The sequence below is a fragment of the Bacillus crepusculi genome, assembly GCF_014764715.1.
Taxonomy (GTDB): Bacteria; Bacillota; Bacilli; order Bacillales; family Bacillaceae; genus Bacillus.
Map to the genome: position 1 here is coordinate 582,474 of NZ_JACXXE010000001.1, position 16,235 is coordinate 598,708.

Sequence of the window (16,235 nt, forward strand, 5' to 3'; positions counted from 1 at the left end):
CACCTCTTTTTATTCACAGAAAATATGTTTCCCGATTCGTTTAATTTGTGGTCTTCCCCAAATCCATGGGCTTGTTGCTGTATCAGGATTAAAGTAATAAATGGCGCTCTCAGATGGGTCCCAGCCATTGATTGCATCAAACACAGCCTTTTTTGCCGTTTCATCTGGCGTCATATAAAATTGTCCATCTGCTACAGCTGTAAACGCGAGTGGTTCAAAAATGACACCCGCGATCGTATTTGGAAATGTTGGGTTGTTCAGACGGTTTAAGATGACAGCAGCAATGGCCACCTGTCCTTCATACGGCTCACCTCTTGCTTCACTATAAACTGCTTGTGACAAGAGCTGAATGTCATTGCTAGAGAAACCACCTGGCATGTTCGCAGCCGTTTGCTTCGGCGTTTGATTTGCTTGCTGATTGCCTGACTGTTTTCCAGACTGCCCAGCTGACCCGCTTTGGCTTTTTTGATTCTGTTTTGCACCTTGCGCGGTCTTTTTTTGTGTGTTTCTTTGCCCAGGAGCCTTTGTTTGCTGATCAAGAGGCTTCCCGCCATAATGGGTGAATTGATTCCCTTTTTGCAGCTGCTGCTGTACAAACTCTTTATAGTATTTCGTCTTTTGAACTAATAGGCTTTTTGTTTTTGCACCTACGAGTCCATCGACATTTTTTACACCAAATTGGCTTTGAAAGTTACGAACGGCCCAGTACGTACCCCAGCCGTACACTCCATCAATTTTGCCATTGTAAAAGCCATTGTATTGGAGCCTTGCTTGCAGCTCGACTACATCTTCTCCTGTTGCTCCTCGCTGAATGACTTGATTGGTGAAGGCTTCACTTTTTTCAGCTGTCATCATTGAAGATGCGAGTAGAACAATTGAGAAGATAAGAACGATTTGTTTCATGAAACGAGCTTTGTCCATATTTGATCCTCCTGTACTTTTGATGTTTGAATATATGTTTCTTCCGATCCCTATTTTTATACATTCATCACAGGAGGGAATTGGATGGAAAAGACAAAAAAAACGCCCTATGCACTGATAGGACGTTTTCCAAATTAAATTTGCACCATTTTCACCGCACGGGCTTTTTTTGCTTTTCTCAGACCAAACCACCATAAAAACATCATAAACGGCAGCATCATATATCCCCAATTTTTCATCCCAAGAAGAATGTAATCATATAAGCCGTGAAAAATCACAGGGAGGGTTAAAGAAAGGATCAGCCATTTGCGCTGCTCTTTTTTATCAGAGAAACGAGCTTTGCCGATATAAAATCCCATCACAACACCAAACAAAGCGTGACTTGATACGGGTAATAAGGCGCGTGTAAATGCATATTCTACCCCATGACCGACTAAGTAAAGAATATTTTCAAGTGTCGCAAATCCGAGCGAAACACTTATCCCATACACAATCCCATCATAATGTTCATCAAACTGGGCATGCGCATAGACGCTGACCATTAAAATAAACCATTTTAATGATTCCTCTAAAAAGCCCGACGTCACAAATGAAATCAAGATAGGGTTCGTTGCGATATGTTCCTCTTGAAGGACATATTGTATAAACATGGTTGGAAACACAAGAATGACACCTAGCATAAAAGATCTGATGACCATGTGAACCGGCTCATTGTCGTACTGATCTTTCAAATAAAAATAACTTAAAAGTGCGATGCCGGGAGCTAAACCTGCTGAGATGATTGCGATCATAATCAGACCTCTTTCCCTACATTATCCTTCATTATCGTACCATGATTTACCCCTTTTTTATATGATCCGAGACCATTTTCCTTAAAATATTTTTCTATATAATCCCATTTGATATAAAAAAGAACTGAATCCCTTTGAAGGATCCAGTTCTTTTTTAGCCGTTGATTCTTTTGTTGATTTCTTCTGCAATCAGCCCTCCATGAAATCTTCCATTTTCAATGAAAATTTCATTGGCATTGTTTCCAGCTGCAATGACCCCTGCAATGAAAATACCCTCTACGTTTGTTTCCATCGTCTGTTCATTAAAGGCTGGTCGCCCTGATTCTTGATCAATCATTACACCCATTTTTTCTAAGAAAGAATGATCAGGATGATAGCCTGTCATGGCAAATACAAAATCGCTTTTCACTCGATCCATTTGATTTTGCTGGTTTGTAAACAGCACCTCATCTTTAGTGATTTCTTTCACCTGCGCCCCGAATTCCATTCGAATGGTTCCATTACGGACAAGGGCTTCAAACTCTGGTAAAATCCAAGGTTTGATGCTAGACGAATATTCAGTTCCTCTATATAACACCGTCACTCTGCTCCCGCATTTTACTAATTCTAGCGCGGCATCGACACTGGAGTTCTTTCCGCCGATAACTGTTACATCTTTATCAAAGTATGGGTGCCCTTCTTTAAAATAATGATACACATGAGGCAGGTCTTCCCCTTTGACATTCATGTAGTTTGGATGATCATAGTAGCCAGTGGCAATGACGACGTAGTCACAGGAATAATCATCTTTTGATGTGCTCACGGTAAAACGACCATCTTTTTTCGTCACAGCGTTTACTTTTTCAAAGGCATGCACACGCAGGCTTTTTCTTCTGACCACTTCTCGGTAATAGGAAAGTGCCTGAATACGAACTGGCTTCCGGTTTTCAGTAATAAAAGCGACATCACCGATCTCAAGCTTTTCACTTGTACTAAAAAAGGTTTGGTGTGTTGGGTAATGATATATACTGTTGACCACATTCCCCTTTTCAATCACAAGTGCATCGATCCCGATTTGCTTGAATGCGATGGCAGCTGATAACCCGCACGGGCCGCCTCCTATTATGATCGCTTTTTCTTGTTTCATTTGTTCCACTCCTGTCGTTTCAATGCAATAACAATTGCTGGGCTGATTGATTATTTGTGCCATTACATAAAAAAATCTCCTATATAAGGATAGGAGATTTTTGAGCGCGATGCAAATAAGCCGCTTAAATCCAGCCTCTGAATCGAGAAGCTTCAGCCATTTTACGTACACCGACCATATATGCAGCAAGACGCATATCAATGCGGCGGTTTTGCGCCATTTCATAAATATTATTAAATGATTTCACCATCATATCTTCTAAACGAGTTTCTACTTCTTCTTCTGTCCAGTAGAACCCTTGGTTATTCTGAACCCATTCAAAGTAAGAAACAGTGACACCACCCGCACTCGCAAGTACGTCTGGAACAAGGAGTACACCACGATCTGAAAGAATTTTTGTTCCTTCCAGTGTCGTTGGACCATTTGCTGCTTCTACGACAATTTTGGCTTTAATGTTTGCCGCATTATCTTCTGTAATTTGATTTTCAATGGCTGCAGGTACTAAGATATCACAATCCAGTTCAAGCAGCTCTTTGTTTGTAATCGTGTCGTTAAATAATTTAGTGACGGTTCCAAAGCTGTCACGTCGGTCAAGCAAGTAGTCAATGTCTAGACCCTCTTCATCGTATAATCCGCCGTAGGCATCTGAAATCCCTACAATTTTTGCTCCGGCATCATACATGAATTTAGCCAAGTAGCTTCCTGCATTTCCGAATCCCTGTACGACAACACGAGCCCCATTAATGTCAATTCCTTTTTTCTTCGCCGCTTCTTTGATGCAGATCGTCACACCTTTTGCTGTTGCCGTGTCACGTCCGTGTGATCCTCCAAGAACAATCGGCTTTCCTGTAATAAATCCTGGCGAGTTAAATTCGTCCATTCTAGAATATTCATCCATCATCCAAGCCATAATTTGAGAGTTTGTAAACACATCTGGTGCTGGAACATCTTTTGTCGGCCCCACGATTTGACTGATGGCGCGAACATAGCCGCGGCTTAGTTTTTCAAGCTCTCTAAATGACATTTCTCTTGGATCACAGATAATACCGCCTTTTCCTCCGCCATAAGGAAGATCCACAATACCACATTTTAAACTCATCCAAATTGAAAGCGCTTTTACTTCTTTTTCAGTTACGTTCGGGTGGAATCGAATTCCGCCTTTTGTCGGACCGACAGCATCATTGTGCTGCGCGCGGTAACCAGTGAAAATCTTCACCGATCCATCATCCATACGTACTGGAATTTTGACCGTTAATAGACGAATTGGTTCCTTCAGCAATTCATATACTTCTTGCGGATATCCCAATTTGTCAAGCGCTTTATGTATGACGGTTTGAGTTGACTTTAAAACATCTAGCTTATCTTCTGCGTTATGAGCGGCGTTTTGATCGGCTGCCATTAAAATAAACCCCCTAGAAATCTTTCATGATCTACTGCTCCCTTTCAAGCAATAGTATACACCTTCGTACTGGTAAAGCAAAGGTAAAAAACGTTTTTTATCAAAATAAAATATCAGCGTTTATAAATATAAAAAAGGATATAAAAAAATACTGTTGTTTCCTCACAACAGTATTAAATATAATAGAAAAAAATGATTAAAAATACATCTGAATCGTTTTCACTGCATCTTCTTGCATAATCACTTTTCCATACTCTTTTAACCGGTGAATGGTTAATGTTGTAGGAGAACCAAACTCCGCTAAAATGGAAATAACCGTATCAGCAGACAGTTCTTCAACATCATCTAGGCTGAGAAAATATTGTCCTTCATAATGGTAAACTGTACCCCCTAAAAGTCCAATACGACTTAAACTATGGGACAGTTGAATCACATCTTCAAACGAGGCAAATTGATAGAGCACATGCTTGCTCTCGTCGAGCTTGACTTGCATCTCAATGTAATCTTCATCAAACTCATCATCAGCATCATCTTCCTGCTGACTCTTTGTGACAATGACGACCATCCCCTGCGCCTGAAGAGAAAATACTTCAACAGCAATCGGTCCATTCGCTTCAAAACCGAGCTCCTGATTCGCTTCATTCATCATGTCTTTAAACAGCTGATGAACTTTGAACGAATCTTTCCAAAGGTCTTCTTTCGTAAGACCCCGGTCTGTGAGGTCATCTAGTGTGAGAAAAATTTTGATTTTATTATAATTCAGACGCTCCAGTCGCATAACGTTCCCTCCTGCCTCTTCTAACACACATCATACTGTAGTATATGAGATGATGAGCCATAGGTTCTTAATTTTGTATTCAGTTTACACTGTGTCAAGACGGAAGACAAGCATGAAGCAATGCTAACGGTGACTTTTATGGAAAATATTGAGGGTGCATCAAGTTAACGCATGTTTAGAGGCATTAAATAGATCAAATGGGTTTCTGGTTCTGCCCCAAGACGCATAGGAATCTTCGTTGTTCCATAACCATTACTAATCAGAAAGAATGCGCCTTTGACCTGACCTGTTCTTCCTTTTTCATACGGACCAAATTTCCCGATACGGATCTGCCCTCCGTGGGTATGACCGCTCAGGACAAGGTCGATTCCCTCATCCTCACTCATCATGTGATGTACATCTGGATTATGTGATAAGAGAATGTTCACTTCATCTTTGACAAACTCAGGTCGAATAGCTTCATAATCTGCTTTTTCAAGCCGAATATCGTCAATTCCTCCAATTTTGATGGGCTGACCTTCAAAATCCCACACAGCCGTTTCATTTTGTAATGTGGTGACATTGTAGGCATGAAGGAGCTCTTTTAACTTTTGCTGATGTAGCTCATGATCATTATTGCCCCAAACAAAATAAACCGGCGCAATTCTTGATAATCGTTTCACATTTTCTTCTATCCTAGCATAGGGTACACCTTTTTCTGCTAAGTCCCCGCCGATCATAATCACATCTGGCTTTTCCTGCCTTACTTCTGCTAATAATGTGTCACTAATGAGGCGCCGGTGTGTATCAGAAATAAAGAAAATGACGGCAGGTCTATCTGATTGAAGTGCTTCTATTGTAAAGTAATGCTTTTTGATGTTGTTTTGTTTTGCTGTTTTCACCATTTTTGCCGTTACACACACACCTGTTGTAACAGCCGCAATGGCGGCAGTAAATCCGATGGCATATTTCATCATAAATGGCTCCCTTATATGTCTTTCTTTCATAAGACGCTTGAATGAAAAAAGACGTTTCAACTGTTAAACGTCTTTTGTCTCATTTATTTACTTTCATAATAGAGATTAATGTCGTATTGCTTCTGCATGTAGTGAAAAACCGCCTCACGCTCTTTCCATTGATTTGATTGAGGCCATAAATCTGTGCTTTTTTGTATAATTTCACATCTAAGCTTATGATATTCATCCTCAGCCTTTTCTTCTTTTTTCTTATAATAATACGATGCGTAAAAAGCAAACACCTCTGCCATGATCCAAAACAGAAACACCTCATGACCAAGCAGTGTTGCAATCATAGCTTCTGGCTGCAACGTGCCTCCCGTTTTAGCTGTTATAACAAAATAAAACAATAGAAGGGCTAGAGATAGAAGGGCTGTCCACTGCCATCTTTTGCTCTGCTTTTCAAAGCCCTCGTATTTGCGCTTTCTTTTGATCAATGTTTCAATCATTTTCTGCGTCGGCTGATCCATATAGCGGCTGATTGCGTGTAATGTCATCACATACACCCTGTCCCTTTTTTCTACATATGTATGTGCTTTTCAAGGGATTCATGTCAGGGAATTTAGTTTTCTAATGGGATATTCAGCACTTGCCCGCTGTACACACTATTTCCTTTCAAATGATTATACGCCTTAATCTTTTCTTCACCCGAACGATTTTGGTAATATTTCATGGAAATTCGATACAGGTTTTCCTTTGGCCCAACGGTATGCTGTACGACACGAACAGGTTTTTCTTCCTGCTTCTTTTTCTCTTCAGCTTCTTTTCGTTTTTTTTCTTCCTGCTGTTTTTGCAGCGCTAGCTGCTGCTGTTCACGCTTTTTTGCAGCTGCTGCCTTTTCACGCTCTGCTTTCTCTTTAGCGGCTTGCTCTTTTTTCTTTTGTTCAGCCTTTTCTTTCGATTGCTGCTTTTCTTTATCTGCTTCTTTCTTTTTCTTCTCTTCATCAGACGCATCAGCTTTATCGTCGCTTGAATCATTTTTCGTTTCAACAAGTGCTGACGGGACCGGGTCTGTGTCAGCACTTGATGTTTTATCGATATATACGCCTTGATTGTTATTATGGTTGACTTCCTGTGATGTGTAGTAGATCAAAAGGAAGAAAACACCGATGACGATTATAGGAAAAATAATAGCCAATGTCGTAAACAATGGATTACGCACCTTTTTCGTGCGCTGCTTTTTATATTCATGAAAATCTTCTCGTGTAGGAAAGTGAGAGTCATCTGAAGGATTCACTGCTTCTTCCAGATTTTCCTCTACATCGTCATGGATGTTTGTCAGTTGCTCCTTTTTTCTCTTCATTCTCGACATTTCTTCCATGTTCATCCCTCCCCCTATATTTCAAACGAATTTGACATGCAAAGACTAAGTCAATCACAAAATGGGTCATGACCGGAACAAATAAGTTCCCAGTCCACTCATATAAAAGTCCTAAAAAAATACTAATAGAAACCACAAGGATAAACAAGAGTATTTTTGATAAGTAGCGAAAGTGAAGGAGCGCAAACACAATACTGGCGATCTCAAGTCCAAATTGCTGTTGAACGATCCCTCGGAATAAAATTTCCTCTGAAAAGGCAATGAGCAGTGTTAACCAAACAATATGCGGAATACGGCGGTTTTTGAACATTTTTTCATTTAAGCCGCCATCATCATACATATGAGCAGGAAACACCTTCATGACAATTGCGTCGACAATTATCACAACCAAAGCGCCGCCAATTCCATAAGTCAGTATCCGCATATCACGGATCTGCCAAAGGGTAGTAAAATCAGTCCAATGCTCAAACATAAAAATACCTAGTAAAAAAGAAACGATAAGCATGAGCATCTGCGTAAAATACAGCTGTTCTACGACTTGTCGATCGGTTAATTTTTCAATGATTCGGCGATGTTGTTCAATCAATGCTGCGCCTCTTTTGTCAGATGAAACATACGATCCAGCTCGGTCTTCCAGTGTTTCATTTCATTCAGCTCCGTTTGTTGATCTTTTCTTTCATAATCAGACAGGTCAAGTCCGCAGGAAGAGCAGCAGTTTGCAGAGGAAGAGTCCTTCGTTTGATCAAGCTGTTCATAAAAGTAGGATAACAGAGATTGTCTAAAGCAGTCTTGACCCATGATTCGTTCTTTAAATTGCCATACTTTTCTTAGCTTTTCTAATTGCCTGTCCTGCATTTTTTCTTTTAGATTCTTGATGAGCTCATGAGGCTGTTCGGATTGATACATGATGTAATAATGCGTCAGCATCCGCGCACGCGTTTCCTGGAGCCCTGCTTCCATCAAATGTTCACGTAATTTCTTTTCATCACGAGTCGGCATTTGTGCTAATTGTGCTAAGAAAAAATCAATTTCTTGATCATCAAAGCCTTCTGATTGAATCAAATGACTTTGAATATCTGCATCCTCTTCTGTATATAAAAGAATGCTCACACTGTTTTTCCCGTCTCGTCCCGCTCTTCCAATCTCCTGCATAAATGCTTCAATTGATTGCGGCGGACTCATATGAATCACAAATCGTATATTTGCTTTATCAATTCCCATTCCAAAAGCACTTGTACAGCAAATGAGATCAAGCTGCCCGCCGATAAATTGCTGCTGAATGAGCATGCGGTCCCCTGCATCCATTCCGCCGTGATAAAATTCTACACGCTGCTCGGTTTTTTGTTTGATAAAGAGTGCAATATCTTCTGTCATTTGCCGGGTTGGGCAATAAATAAGGCCTGGCCCTTGAAGGGTTTCCACAAGCTCAATCGCGCGTTTCTCCTTCGCTTCTTTTGTTTCATGCGCTTCTTTGACTAATGCAATGTTAGGGCGATTCACAGAATGAATATGAAAATCCGGATGCTTTAGGCGTAAAGTTTGCACTGTATCCTTTAGCGTTTGCTTTGTCGCTGTTGCCGTCAGTGCTAAGGCAGCAGGATGTCCTAACGCTTCTCTCCATTCACCTAACTTGGAATATTCAGGACGGAAATCATGCCCCCACTCTGATATACAATGGGCTTCATCGACGACAAAAAGACCAATATGCATCGATTTGAGCTGCTCTAACAGTACCTCTGACATGAAAGCCTCTGGGGCAACAAATAAAAATTTATATGATGGCAAATGCCGAATAATATGTCTTCGCTCCTGAAATGACAGTGTACTGTTGAGCGCCGCCACTCGTTTTTCTCCGCGCATTTTCATTCGTTCTACTTGGTCCTCCATGAGCGATAAAAGCGGCGAAATAATAAGAACTAACCCTTCTGTCATATAGCCGGGAATTTGATAGCAAAGTGACTTTCCACCGCCAGTAGGCAGCATTGCAATCGTATCTTTTTGATTCAGTACACTTTGAATAATCTCCTCTTGACCTGCTTTAAATGAGTCATAACCAAAGTAGTGCATGAGCGTCTGATGAAGCTTATCCATTTGCTCTCACCATCCTTGTCAGTGCCAATCGTATTTGAAAATAAGTAAATGGATGCTTGAGGTTTTCTTTAATCAGCTTCATTTTGTTTGTTTGAAGCCGGCTCGCTACTTCATGGATCGCCTGCTGCTCTTCGGTGCTCACATACGGCTCTATTGAAAAGCTTGGCTCATGTATGGACAGCTCCACAATATGGTCTTCGATTGTTGCCTTTTTTAATGAACGAATATGGGCAATTTGATCAATGCTAAACCCTTTTTGTACAAGCTCAAGCGTTTTGTGGGTAGAGGTTGTTAACACGCGTTTGAATTCAAGGTCAGCTACGATCAGTTGCATGATTGGCGCCTCACCTTTTTGTGCAGAATGAATAAAATAATGGAGCACATTCCAAAAAAGCAGGTAAACATACCACACATCTTCTTTCACCCACTCAGCCATTTGCTGATACGTACGCCCGATTCTTTCATTTGAAGTCAATGAATACACTAAGATCAGTGCTTCACGATCGCTTAAACGAGCAAGGAGCTTTTCAAGTTCAGAATGCAGATCTTCAGAAAGCTTTTTCTTATGGTGATACTGTTTTAAGAAAGATTTCGTCCAGCTTTGAACCGATACATCTCTTTGAATCGGAACATATTGGTGTGACCCTGCCGTATAGTGAGAAAGCACTTGTACAAGTAAAGACAGTCTCATCCATAGCATCTTTGCTTTATCATGATACTTGGCACCATGAAAATAAGCAGGCAGTGGTTTTTCAGAAAAAAACTGTTTGAGCATATGCTGCCCTGCATCTGTGAGGCTGAATGTATCCCCTGTTTTTTTGATATAGTGCTTTTCTTCAAGCTTTAAAGTAGAGCGATTCAGCTGATCCCGCGTAAAACTTGGATAACAGCCAAAATAGCTAGAAAGCTCAAACAAACTTGCATCCTGTATCGTTTGTGATGACTTTTTTCCTTTAAAAAGATGGTAGACAGCGCTAATGGAGCGTTCGCCGTTCAATTTATGTATGCTGTCCATTAACATGACATCCAAATAATGAATCGTCATTCATCAAAGCACCTGTCTTCCTGACAAAATTCGAATATTTTCTCCCTTTATTTTAACAGATTTCATTGAAGAAGAAATGTTTAAACTCAATTTATGGGGGAAAGTTATGAACAAACCCTTATATGATAAGCATTCTCAATCACTTTACAGTTGAAATGTGAATTTAAAATCATTACAATAAGGTTTGAGGAAATTGTTTTTTATCGGTGAAACTAAAAAAGGTTAAACCATTTGTTCCATCGAACAATCTGGGAGGTATTTTTTTAACATGGCAAAATATACAATTGTAGACAAAGACACATGTATTGCTTGCGGCGCATGCGGTGCAGCTGCTCCAGACATTTATGATTATGATGATGAAGGCATTGCATTTGTTACGCTTGATGACAATCAAGGGACTGTAGAAGTTCCAGAAGTACTTGAAGAAGATATGCTTGATGCATTTGAAGGATGCCCAACTGACTCAATCAAAGTTGCGGACGAATCTTTCGAGGGTGACCCACTTAAGCATGAATAGGATAAAAGCCCCTGATGCAGGGGCTTTTTTTATATTAACTATTTTGAAGTCGGCGTTTATTTTCAAACCATGGACGCATTTTTACAAAAATGAAGCTAAACACGATGGTAATAATGATCCCTTTAATAAAGTTAAAAGGTAAGATACCTGCTGTAATGGTTGTCTTCAGCGCATGATCTGATAGTTCAGGCGCATTTAAAAACCATGTATACGCAGGAAGAAACAGGAAGTAATTTAAAATACTCATCATCACAGTCATAAGCAAGGTACCCATGATCATTGACCATGCCATCCCTTTTGCTGATTTAATTTTTTTAAACATAAAGGCGACTGGTAAGATGAATAGTGTGCCTGCGATGAAGTTGGCGACTTGCCCAACAGGAACGCCAGACATACTGCCTTGAATGAGATAATGCAGCACATTTTTTAATGCCTCAACAGCAATCCCTGCACCCGGTCCATAAATTAAAATCGCAATAATCGCAGGAATATCGCTGAAATCAATTTTTAAATACGCTGGAAGCCCTGGAAAAGGGAAATCCAATAAAATTAACACAAATGAAATACTACTGAGCATACTTGTTACGACTAAACGTTTTACTTTACTTTGATTCAATATTCTCTCTCCTTTTCGATCAAATCTTTCGAAAAGAGGATTGTTCAATTTCAGCCACAAAAAAACCGCTCATGAAAACAGGAGCGGGAATTTAGGCTAGACAAATAAACGTGTAAACAGCAATGTTTTCAACGTTTATGAACCTCCATCTTCTCCCATCCAGACTATACTGTCGGCTTCGGAATCACACCGAATCCTGCCAAAAAAGGCTCGCGGGCTTAGAGACTATGCTCATCACCGCCGGTAGGGAATTGCACCCTGCCCCGAAGATTGATCATTATTCAATTCGACATCATTATATATGATATATGAGCATTTGTACAGATAAAAATCCTGAGCAATTTTGTCAGTTTTAAGAAATCGTAAAAAACGTAAAAATTATAATGACAAATGCGCAAAAATTGGTTATCTTTTGTTTAAAGGTGTCCATTCTTTATGCAGACACAAAGAAATGTTCGTGTTTTCTTTTTCGCTTTACTGCTTTAATTTGATTGACACAGTGAAAAGGAATATGGTAAATTATCAGATATTTATGACGTTTATTTTAGGAGGAAATCTTACGATGTTTCGAGTATTAGTCTCAGATAAGATGAGCAATGATGGTCTTTTACCCCTTTTAGAATCAGATTTTGTTGAAATTGTCCAAAAAAATGTAACAGAAGCAGAAGATGAATTACACACATTTGATGCCTTACTTGTCAGAAGTGCGACCAAAGTCACCAAAGAACTTTATGAAAAAATGACTTCATTAAAAATTGTTGGCCGTGCTGGTGTGGGAGTAGACAATATTGATATTGATGAAGCGACTAAGCATGGTGTCATTGTCATCAATGCGCCGAACGGTAATACGATCTCGACAGCTGAGCATACATTTGCCATGATCTCATCTCTCATGCGACATATTCCACAAGCCAATATTTCTGTTAAGTCAAAGGAATGGAACAGAGGCGCATATGTCGGCGCTGAGCTTTATGGAAAATCTCTTGGAATTGTTGGCTTAGGCAGAATCGGAAGCGAAATCGCACAGCGTGCAAGAGCTTTTGGCATGACGGTCAACGTATTTGACCCATTCCTCACAAAAGAACGTGCAGAGAAAATCGGTGTTAATGCCAAATCACTTGATGAAGTGCTCGAAGTATCAGATATTATTACTGTACATACCCCATTAACAAAAGAAACAAGAGGACTTCTCAATAAAGAAACGATTGCAAAAACGAAAAAAGGTGTTCGTCTGATTAACTGTGCACGCGGCGGCATTATTGATGAGGGTGACCTTCTTGAAGCACTTGAAAGCGGCCATGTTGCAGGAGCTGCGCTCGATGTATTTGAGGTAGAACCGCCTACTGATAATCCGCTTGTCGATCATCCGCACGTTATTGCAACTCCGCATCTTGGTGCATCTACAAAAGAAGCACAACTAAATGTAGCGGCTCAAGTATCTGAAGAAGTGCTTCAATTTGCAAAAGGACTTCCTGTCATGTCATCTATCAATCTACCAGCGATGACAAAAGACGAGTTCAAAAAAATTCAGCCATATCATCAATTTGCAGGAAAACTCGGACGTCTTGTCTCTCAATCTATGAGAGAACCTGTAAAAGGAGTGAGCATTTCTTACGAAGGCTCTATCTCAAAACTCGAAACATCTTTTATTACAAAAAGTCTCCTATCTGGCTTTTTAAAAGAGCGCGTTGACTCGACTGTGAATGAAGTAAATGCTGGGATGGTAGCGAAAGAACGAGGCATTAGCTTTAGTGAAACCATTTCATCCGGCGAATCTGGTTACGAGAACAGCATTTCCATTGAAGTCAAAGGTGATCTTTCAACCTTTACTTTAAAAGCAACCTATATCCCGCATCTAGGAGAACGTGTTGTTTCCATTAATGGATTTAATATTGATTTTTATCCAGATGGACACCTTGTCTACATTCAGCATACGGATGCGCCTGGTGTGATTGGAAAGGTTGGACAGATTTTAGGCGACCATGATGTCAACATTGCCACAATGCAGGTCGGACGTAAAGAAAAAGGCGGCGAAGCCATCATGATGCTTTCCTTCGACAAGCATCTTGAGGACGAAATTGTTAAAAAATTAACGGAAGTGCGAGATATTCTTTCTGTCCGCCTGATTGACCTATAAAAACAGAACGAATTTGATATTCTTGAGCATCTGCATCAGCCAGGATTAGCGCAGAATGCGAGAGTTTGTCTACACACTGAAACCTCATGCTTTTGCATGAGGTTTATTTTGTTGAAAGCATTAATTGGTCACCCGTTCGGATGACATGAGTGGTGAGCTCATTGATCTTTTTCAATTGATCCACGGTCGTCTCATGTGCTTTTGCAATCGACCATAGGGTATCTCCTTGTTTGATGACATATGTATTTTTTTCATGCCCGTTTACATGAAGAGCTGGCTCTTGAAAACGATCCATTGCGATGATGGTGAGTGGATCGACTGCATCTTCTTTGCTAACTGACCAACGGCCGCGGTGCACCTCAAAATGCAAGTGAGTGCCTCTAGAGGCCCCTGTGTTGCCTATGATGCCGATCGGCTGTCCTGCTTGTACATGGTCTCCATTTGTAACATAGCGCTCGTGTAAATGGGCATAGACGGTTTCATACCCATTTGGGTGCCGAATAAATACGACTTCACCATATGTAGCAGATACATAAGAACGAGTAACCACACCTTCGCTTGCAGCAAAAATGGATTCTCCTTCTGGCGCAGCAATGTCTAATCCCTTATGCGAACCACCTCTTGTCCCAAACAAATCGGTGACTTCTCCCTTCACTGGTTCCACCCATTCGGCTGGTGTTTGTGCATATGCAAATGGCGATATAATAAGGAGAAAAAAACAGCTGGCGTATATGAAGTAATACCTTTTCATCAGTGACTCCCCTTCTTTGAGGTTGTTTTCATGACAGCTTAGTATACAGCAAGGATGCCCTTTTTTATACATCAAAAAAGAACGCAATATGTTGCGTCCTTTAACGATCTTTTATGACAACTGGATTTGGCAGAGCCGGCACCTCTATTGGTTCTTTTAATTCATACGGTCCGACTTGATCAGTCCCTGCATTTTGGATCGTGACATCTGTATAACCAAAATCTTTCGCTGTGAGCAGCAGACCTTCAATAAGTAGAATATGATTAATTGAGTCCGTTAATTGTGCTGATGCTCCAAACGTGATGGTCACATGTTTTCCTTTTGATGTCACTTCTTTAATTGGCTCTTCTTTAATTAATGGATCAAGTCCTGCATCGCTTTCCCGCTTCATGGCCTCTACCGCATCTTCATAAGATGAATAATGAGTTTTTGAGGGCACCAAAAATGTCCCGCTCTTATTCTCTAATACGTAATAAGCATGCTTTGTTTGTTTATCAATTGAAATCGTTCCAATGCTTCCATTTGTCCCTAATTGAAGATGAGAGCCTTTGACTGACTTAACTTGCACTTGGTTATATTGGCTCCATTTTAGTGTTTCTTTTACCATGTCTTTAAACCGGTTGGCTTCTTTTAATGTATCAAGAGACAAATCACTTTTCAGCTGAAAGATAAGCGTATCCCCTTTTTCACTAATATCCACCATATCAATATAAGATTGAAGAGGTTTTGTCATGTCAGGCAGCTGCACCTGTTCGTATGTGCTTAGCATTGCCTGCACACGGTCGTGTTCATTCTCTTTTTCGATACTAATCGGGACAACTTGAGAAGTCGATTCATCTATGTATGCAATCGTCATATACTTTTGCTGGTCCGCTTTTGAAACAACATGTGAGGGCTCATTTGTCAGTTTCACTGCCTCCAATGTTGCATTCACCTGACCTTTGTCAGCACTCGATTCCATTTTCACTCGTTTCATATCGTGAGCAGCTGGCTGAAAGAAATGAGGAGAAATCAAAAACGCCATAAATAAAACCACAACGGTAGCCACCGCTGGACCGATCCATTTGACATTTTTCTTTTTCTTCCCGCTTGCCATCAGCATCTGCTGGTAAATTTGCTTAGATGAACGGTTGTCCTCCACCTTTGGAAGCTGACTTAGTAACACCTTGATTCGTTCTTCGCTCCAATCGGACCTGTTCGTTTTCATTCGCTAGCTCCTCCTTCAAAAGCTCCATATGTTTTCGGAGCACTTTCAGGCCTCGGTGCTGAGTTGTTTTGACTTTGCTTTCCGAGAACTTTAACGCCTTTGCCGTCTCCATGATTGAGTAGCCTTGGATAAACCTTAAAATGATGACAGCTCTTTGATCGATGGTGCAATGATCAAGTGCGGCATAGATTTCTTTTACAGTTTCATCCTGTACAGCCAGCTCATCTGGGAGCAGATCTGGATCTTTCACATCCTGCTTATCCCAATCAAACGTGCCGAGCACCCGTTGTCTAATGGTTTGCTGTTTGCGAAACCAGTCAATCGCCACATGCCTTGCAATTGAAAACAGCCATGTTTTCTCGCTGCTTCTTCCTTCAAAAGTTTTATATGAGTGAAGTACCCGAATGTAAACCTCCTGAACGAGATCCTCTGCCTGATTTTTATCTTTTACCATATAAAATAAAAACTGGTACAAATCTTGATGGTACGAATCATATATTTTTTGAAAGGTTTCATGCATAGGAAACCCCTCCGTTCACT

17 protein-coding genes and 1 riboswitch are annotated in these 16,235 nt (G+C 40.5%); of the genes, 2 read left to right on the plus strand and 15 right to left on the minus strand.

From position 1 onward, the window contains the following. Nucleotides 1-9: 9 nt before the first annotated feature. The 11 genes from sleB to IEE86_RS02985 all read right to left on the minus strand — a co-directional run bounded on the left by sleB (nucleotide 10) and on the right by IEE86_RS02985 (nucleotide 10,467). Nucleotides 10-921 (minus strand): spore cortex-lytic enzyme, encoded by a 912-nt coding sequence (sleB, locus tag IEE86_RS02935; RefSeq protein WP_191095866.1) that lies wholly within the window; start codon nucleotides 919-921, stop codon nucleotides 10-12. A 134-nt stretch (nucleotides 922-1,055) separates the two neighbouring features. After that, nucleotides 1,056-1,712, minus strand: a complete 657-nt coding sequence (gene prsW, locus IEE86_RS02940) for a glutamic-type intramembrane protease PrsW (RefSeq protein ID WP_191095867.1) — start codon at nucleotides 1,710-1,712, stop codon at nucleotides 1,056-1,058. A gap of 154 nt (nucleotides 1,713-1,866) precedes the next feature. Further along, a complete protein-coding gene (locus tag IEE86_RS02945; protein WP_191095868.1) occupies nucleotides 1,867-2,838 on the minus strand; it encodes a YpdA family putative bacillithiol disulfide reductase in 972 nt (323 codons plus the stop codon). Between the two features lie 124 nt (nucleotides 2,839-2,962). Further along, nucleotides 2,963-4,237 carry a Glu/Leu/Phe/Val family dehydrogenase gene (locus tag IEE86_RS02950; RefSeq protein WP_191095869.1) on the minus strand — a complete coding sequence of 425 codons (1,275 nt, stop codon included), beginning with the start codon at nucleotides 4,235-4,237 and terminating at the stop codon, nucleotides 2,963-2,965. Between the two features lie 196 nt (nucleotides 4,238-4,433). Beyond that, nucleotides 4,434-5,015, minus strand: coding sequence for a genetic competence negative regulator (locus IEE86_RS02955; protein ID WP_191095870.1), 582 nt, complete (start codon nucleotides 5,013-5,015; stop codon nucleotides 4,434-4,436). A gap of 164 nt (nucleotides 5,016-5,179) precedes the next feature. Beyond that, a complete protein-coding gene (locus IEE86_RS02960) occupies nucleotides 5,180-5,968 on the minus strand; it encodes a metallophosphoesterase (protein WP_191095871.1) in 789 nt (262 codons plus the stop codon). Between the two features lie 86 nt (nucleotides 5,969-6,054). Next, a complete protein-coding gene (locus IEE86_RS02965) occupies nucleotides 6,055-6,507 on the minus strand; it encodes a DUF2663 family protein (RefSeq protein ID WP_191095872.1) in 453 nt (150 codons plus the stop codon). Nucleotides 6,508-6,572: 65 nt separating this feature from the next. Beyond that, nucleotides 6,573-7,331: a LysM peptidoglycan-binding domain-containing protein gene (locus IEE86_RS02970; RefSeq protein WP_191095873.1), complete on the minus strand. Its 759-nt coding sequence runs from the start codon at nucleotides 7,329-7,331 to the stop codon at nucleotides 6,573-6,575. Continuing rightward, complete coding sequence (locus tag IEE86_RS02975; RefSeq protein ID WP_191095874.1) at nucleotides 7,276-7,917, minus strand: CPBP family intramembrane glutamic endopeptidase; 642 nt, start codon at nucleotides 7,915-7,917, stop codon at nucleotides 7,276-7,278. Before IEE86_RS02975 ends, IEE86_RS02970 begins: the two co-directional genes overlap by 56 nt. After that, complete coding sequence (locus IEE86_RS02980) at nucleotides 7,914-9,422, minus strand: RecQ family ATP-dependent DNA helicase (protein WP_191095875.1); 1,509 nt, start codon at nucleotides 9,420-9,422, stop codon at nucleotides 7,914-7,916. Before IEE86_RS02980 ends, IEE86_RS02975 begins: the two co-directional genes overlap by 4 nt. Beyond that, nucleotides 9,415-10,467, minus strand: a complete 1,053-nt coding sequence (locus IEE86_RS02985) for a YpbB family protein (RefSeq protein ID WP_191095876.1) — start codon at nucleotides 10,465-10,467, stop codon at nucleotides 9,415-9,417. Before IEE86_RS02985 ends, IEE86_RS02980 begins: the two co-directional genes overlap by 8 nt. 268 nt (nucleotides 10,468-10,735) lie before the next feature. Between IEE86_RS02985 and IEE86_RS02990 the strand changes: the two genes are divergently transcribed. Continuing rightward, nucleotides 10,736-10,984 carry a ferredoxin gene (locus tag IEE86_RS02990; RefSeq protein WP_003215700.1) on the plus strand — a complete coding sequence of 83 codons (249 nt, stop codon included), beginning with the start codon at nucleotides 10,736-10,738 and terminating at the stop codon, nucleotides 10,982-10,984. A gap of 34 nt (nucleotides 10,985-11,018) precedes the next feature. On the opposite strand, the gene IEE86_RS02995 is transcribed toward IEE86_RS02990, so the two are convergent. Next, complete coding sequence (locus tag IEE86_RS02995; protein WP_012010414.1) at nucleotides 11,019-11,600, minus strand: ECF transporter S component; 582 nt, start codon at nucleotides 11,598-11,600, stop codon at nucleotides 11,019-11,021. Nucleotides 11,601-11,743: 143 nt separating this feature from the next. After that, nucleotides 11,744-11,875: riboswitch (FMN riboswitch) on the minus strand. 287 nt (nucleotides 11,876-12,162) lie between these two features. On the opposite strand from IEE86_RS02995, the gene serA reads away from it, so the two are divergent. After that, complete coding sequence (gene serA / locus IEE86_RS03000; RefSeq protein WP_191095877.1) at nucleotides 12,163-13,737, plus strand: phosphoglycerate dehydrogenase; 1,575 nt, start codon at nucleotides 12,163-12,165, stop codon at nucleotides 13,735-13,737. A gap of 103 nt (nucleotides 13,738-13,840) precedes the next feature. Here the strand turns inward: serA and IEE86_RS03005 are convergent, their stop codons facing one another. The 3 genes from IEE86_RS03005 to sigX form a co-directional block, all read right to left on the minus strand. Beyond that, on the minus strand, nucleotides 13,841-14,488 hold the full coding sequence (locus tag IEE86_RS03005) for a peptidoglycan DD-metalloendopeptidase family protein (RefSeq protein WP_191095878.1): 648 nt from the start codon (nucleotides 14,486-14,488) through the stop codon (nucleotides 13,841-13,843). 100 nt (nucleotides 14,489-14,588) lie between these two features. Continuing rightward, nucleotides 14,589-15,695: a sigma X negative regulator gene (locus IEE86_RS03010; RefSeq protein WP_191095879.1), complete on the minus strand. Its 1,107-nt coding sequence runs from the start codon at nucleotides 15,693-15,695 to the stop codon at nucleotides 14,589-14,591. Beyond that, nucleotides 15,607-16,215, minus strand: coding sequence for an RNA polymerase sigma factor SigX (gene sigX / locus IEE86_RS03015; protein WP_191095880.1), 609 nt, complete (start codon nucleotides 16,213-16,215; stop codon nucleotides 15,607-15,609). Before sigX ends, IEE86_RS03010 begins: the two co-directional genes overlap by 89 nt. Nucleotides 16,216-16,235 lie beyond the last annotated feature (20 nt).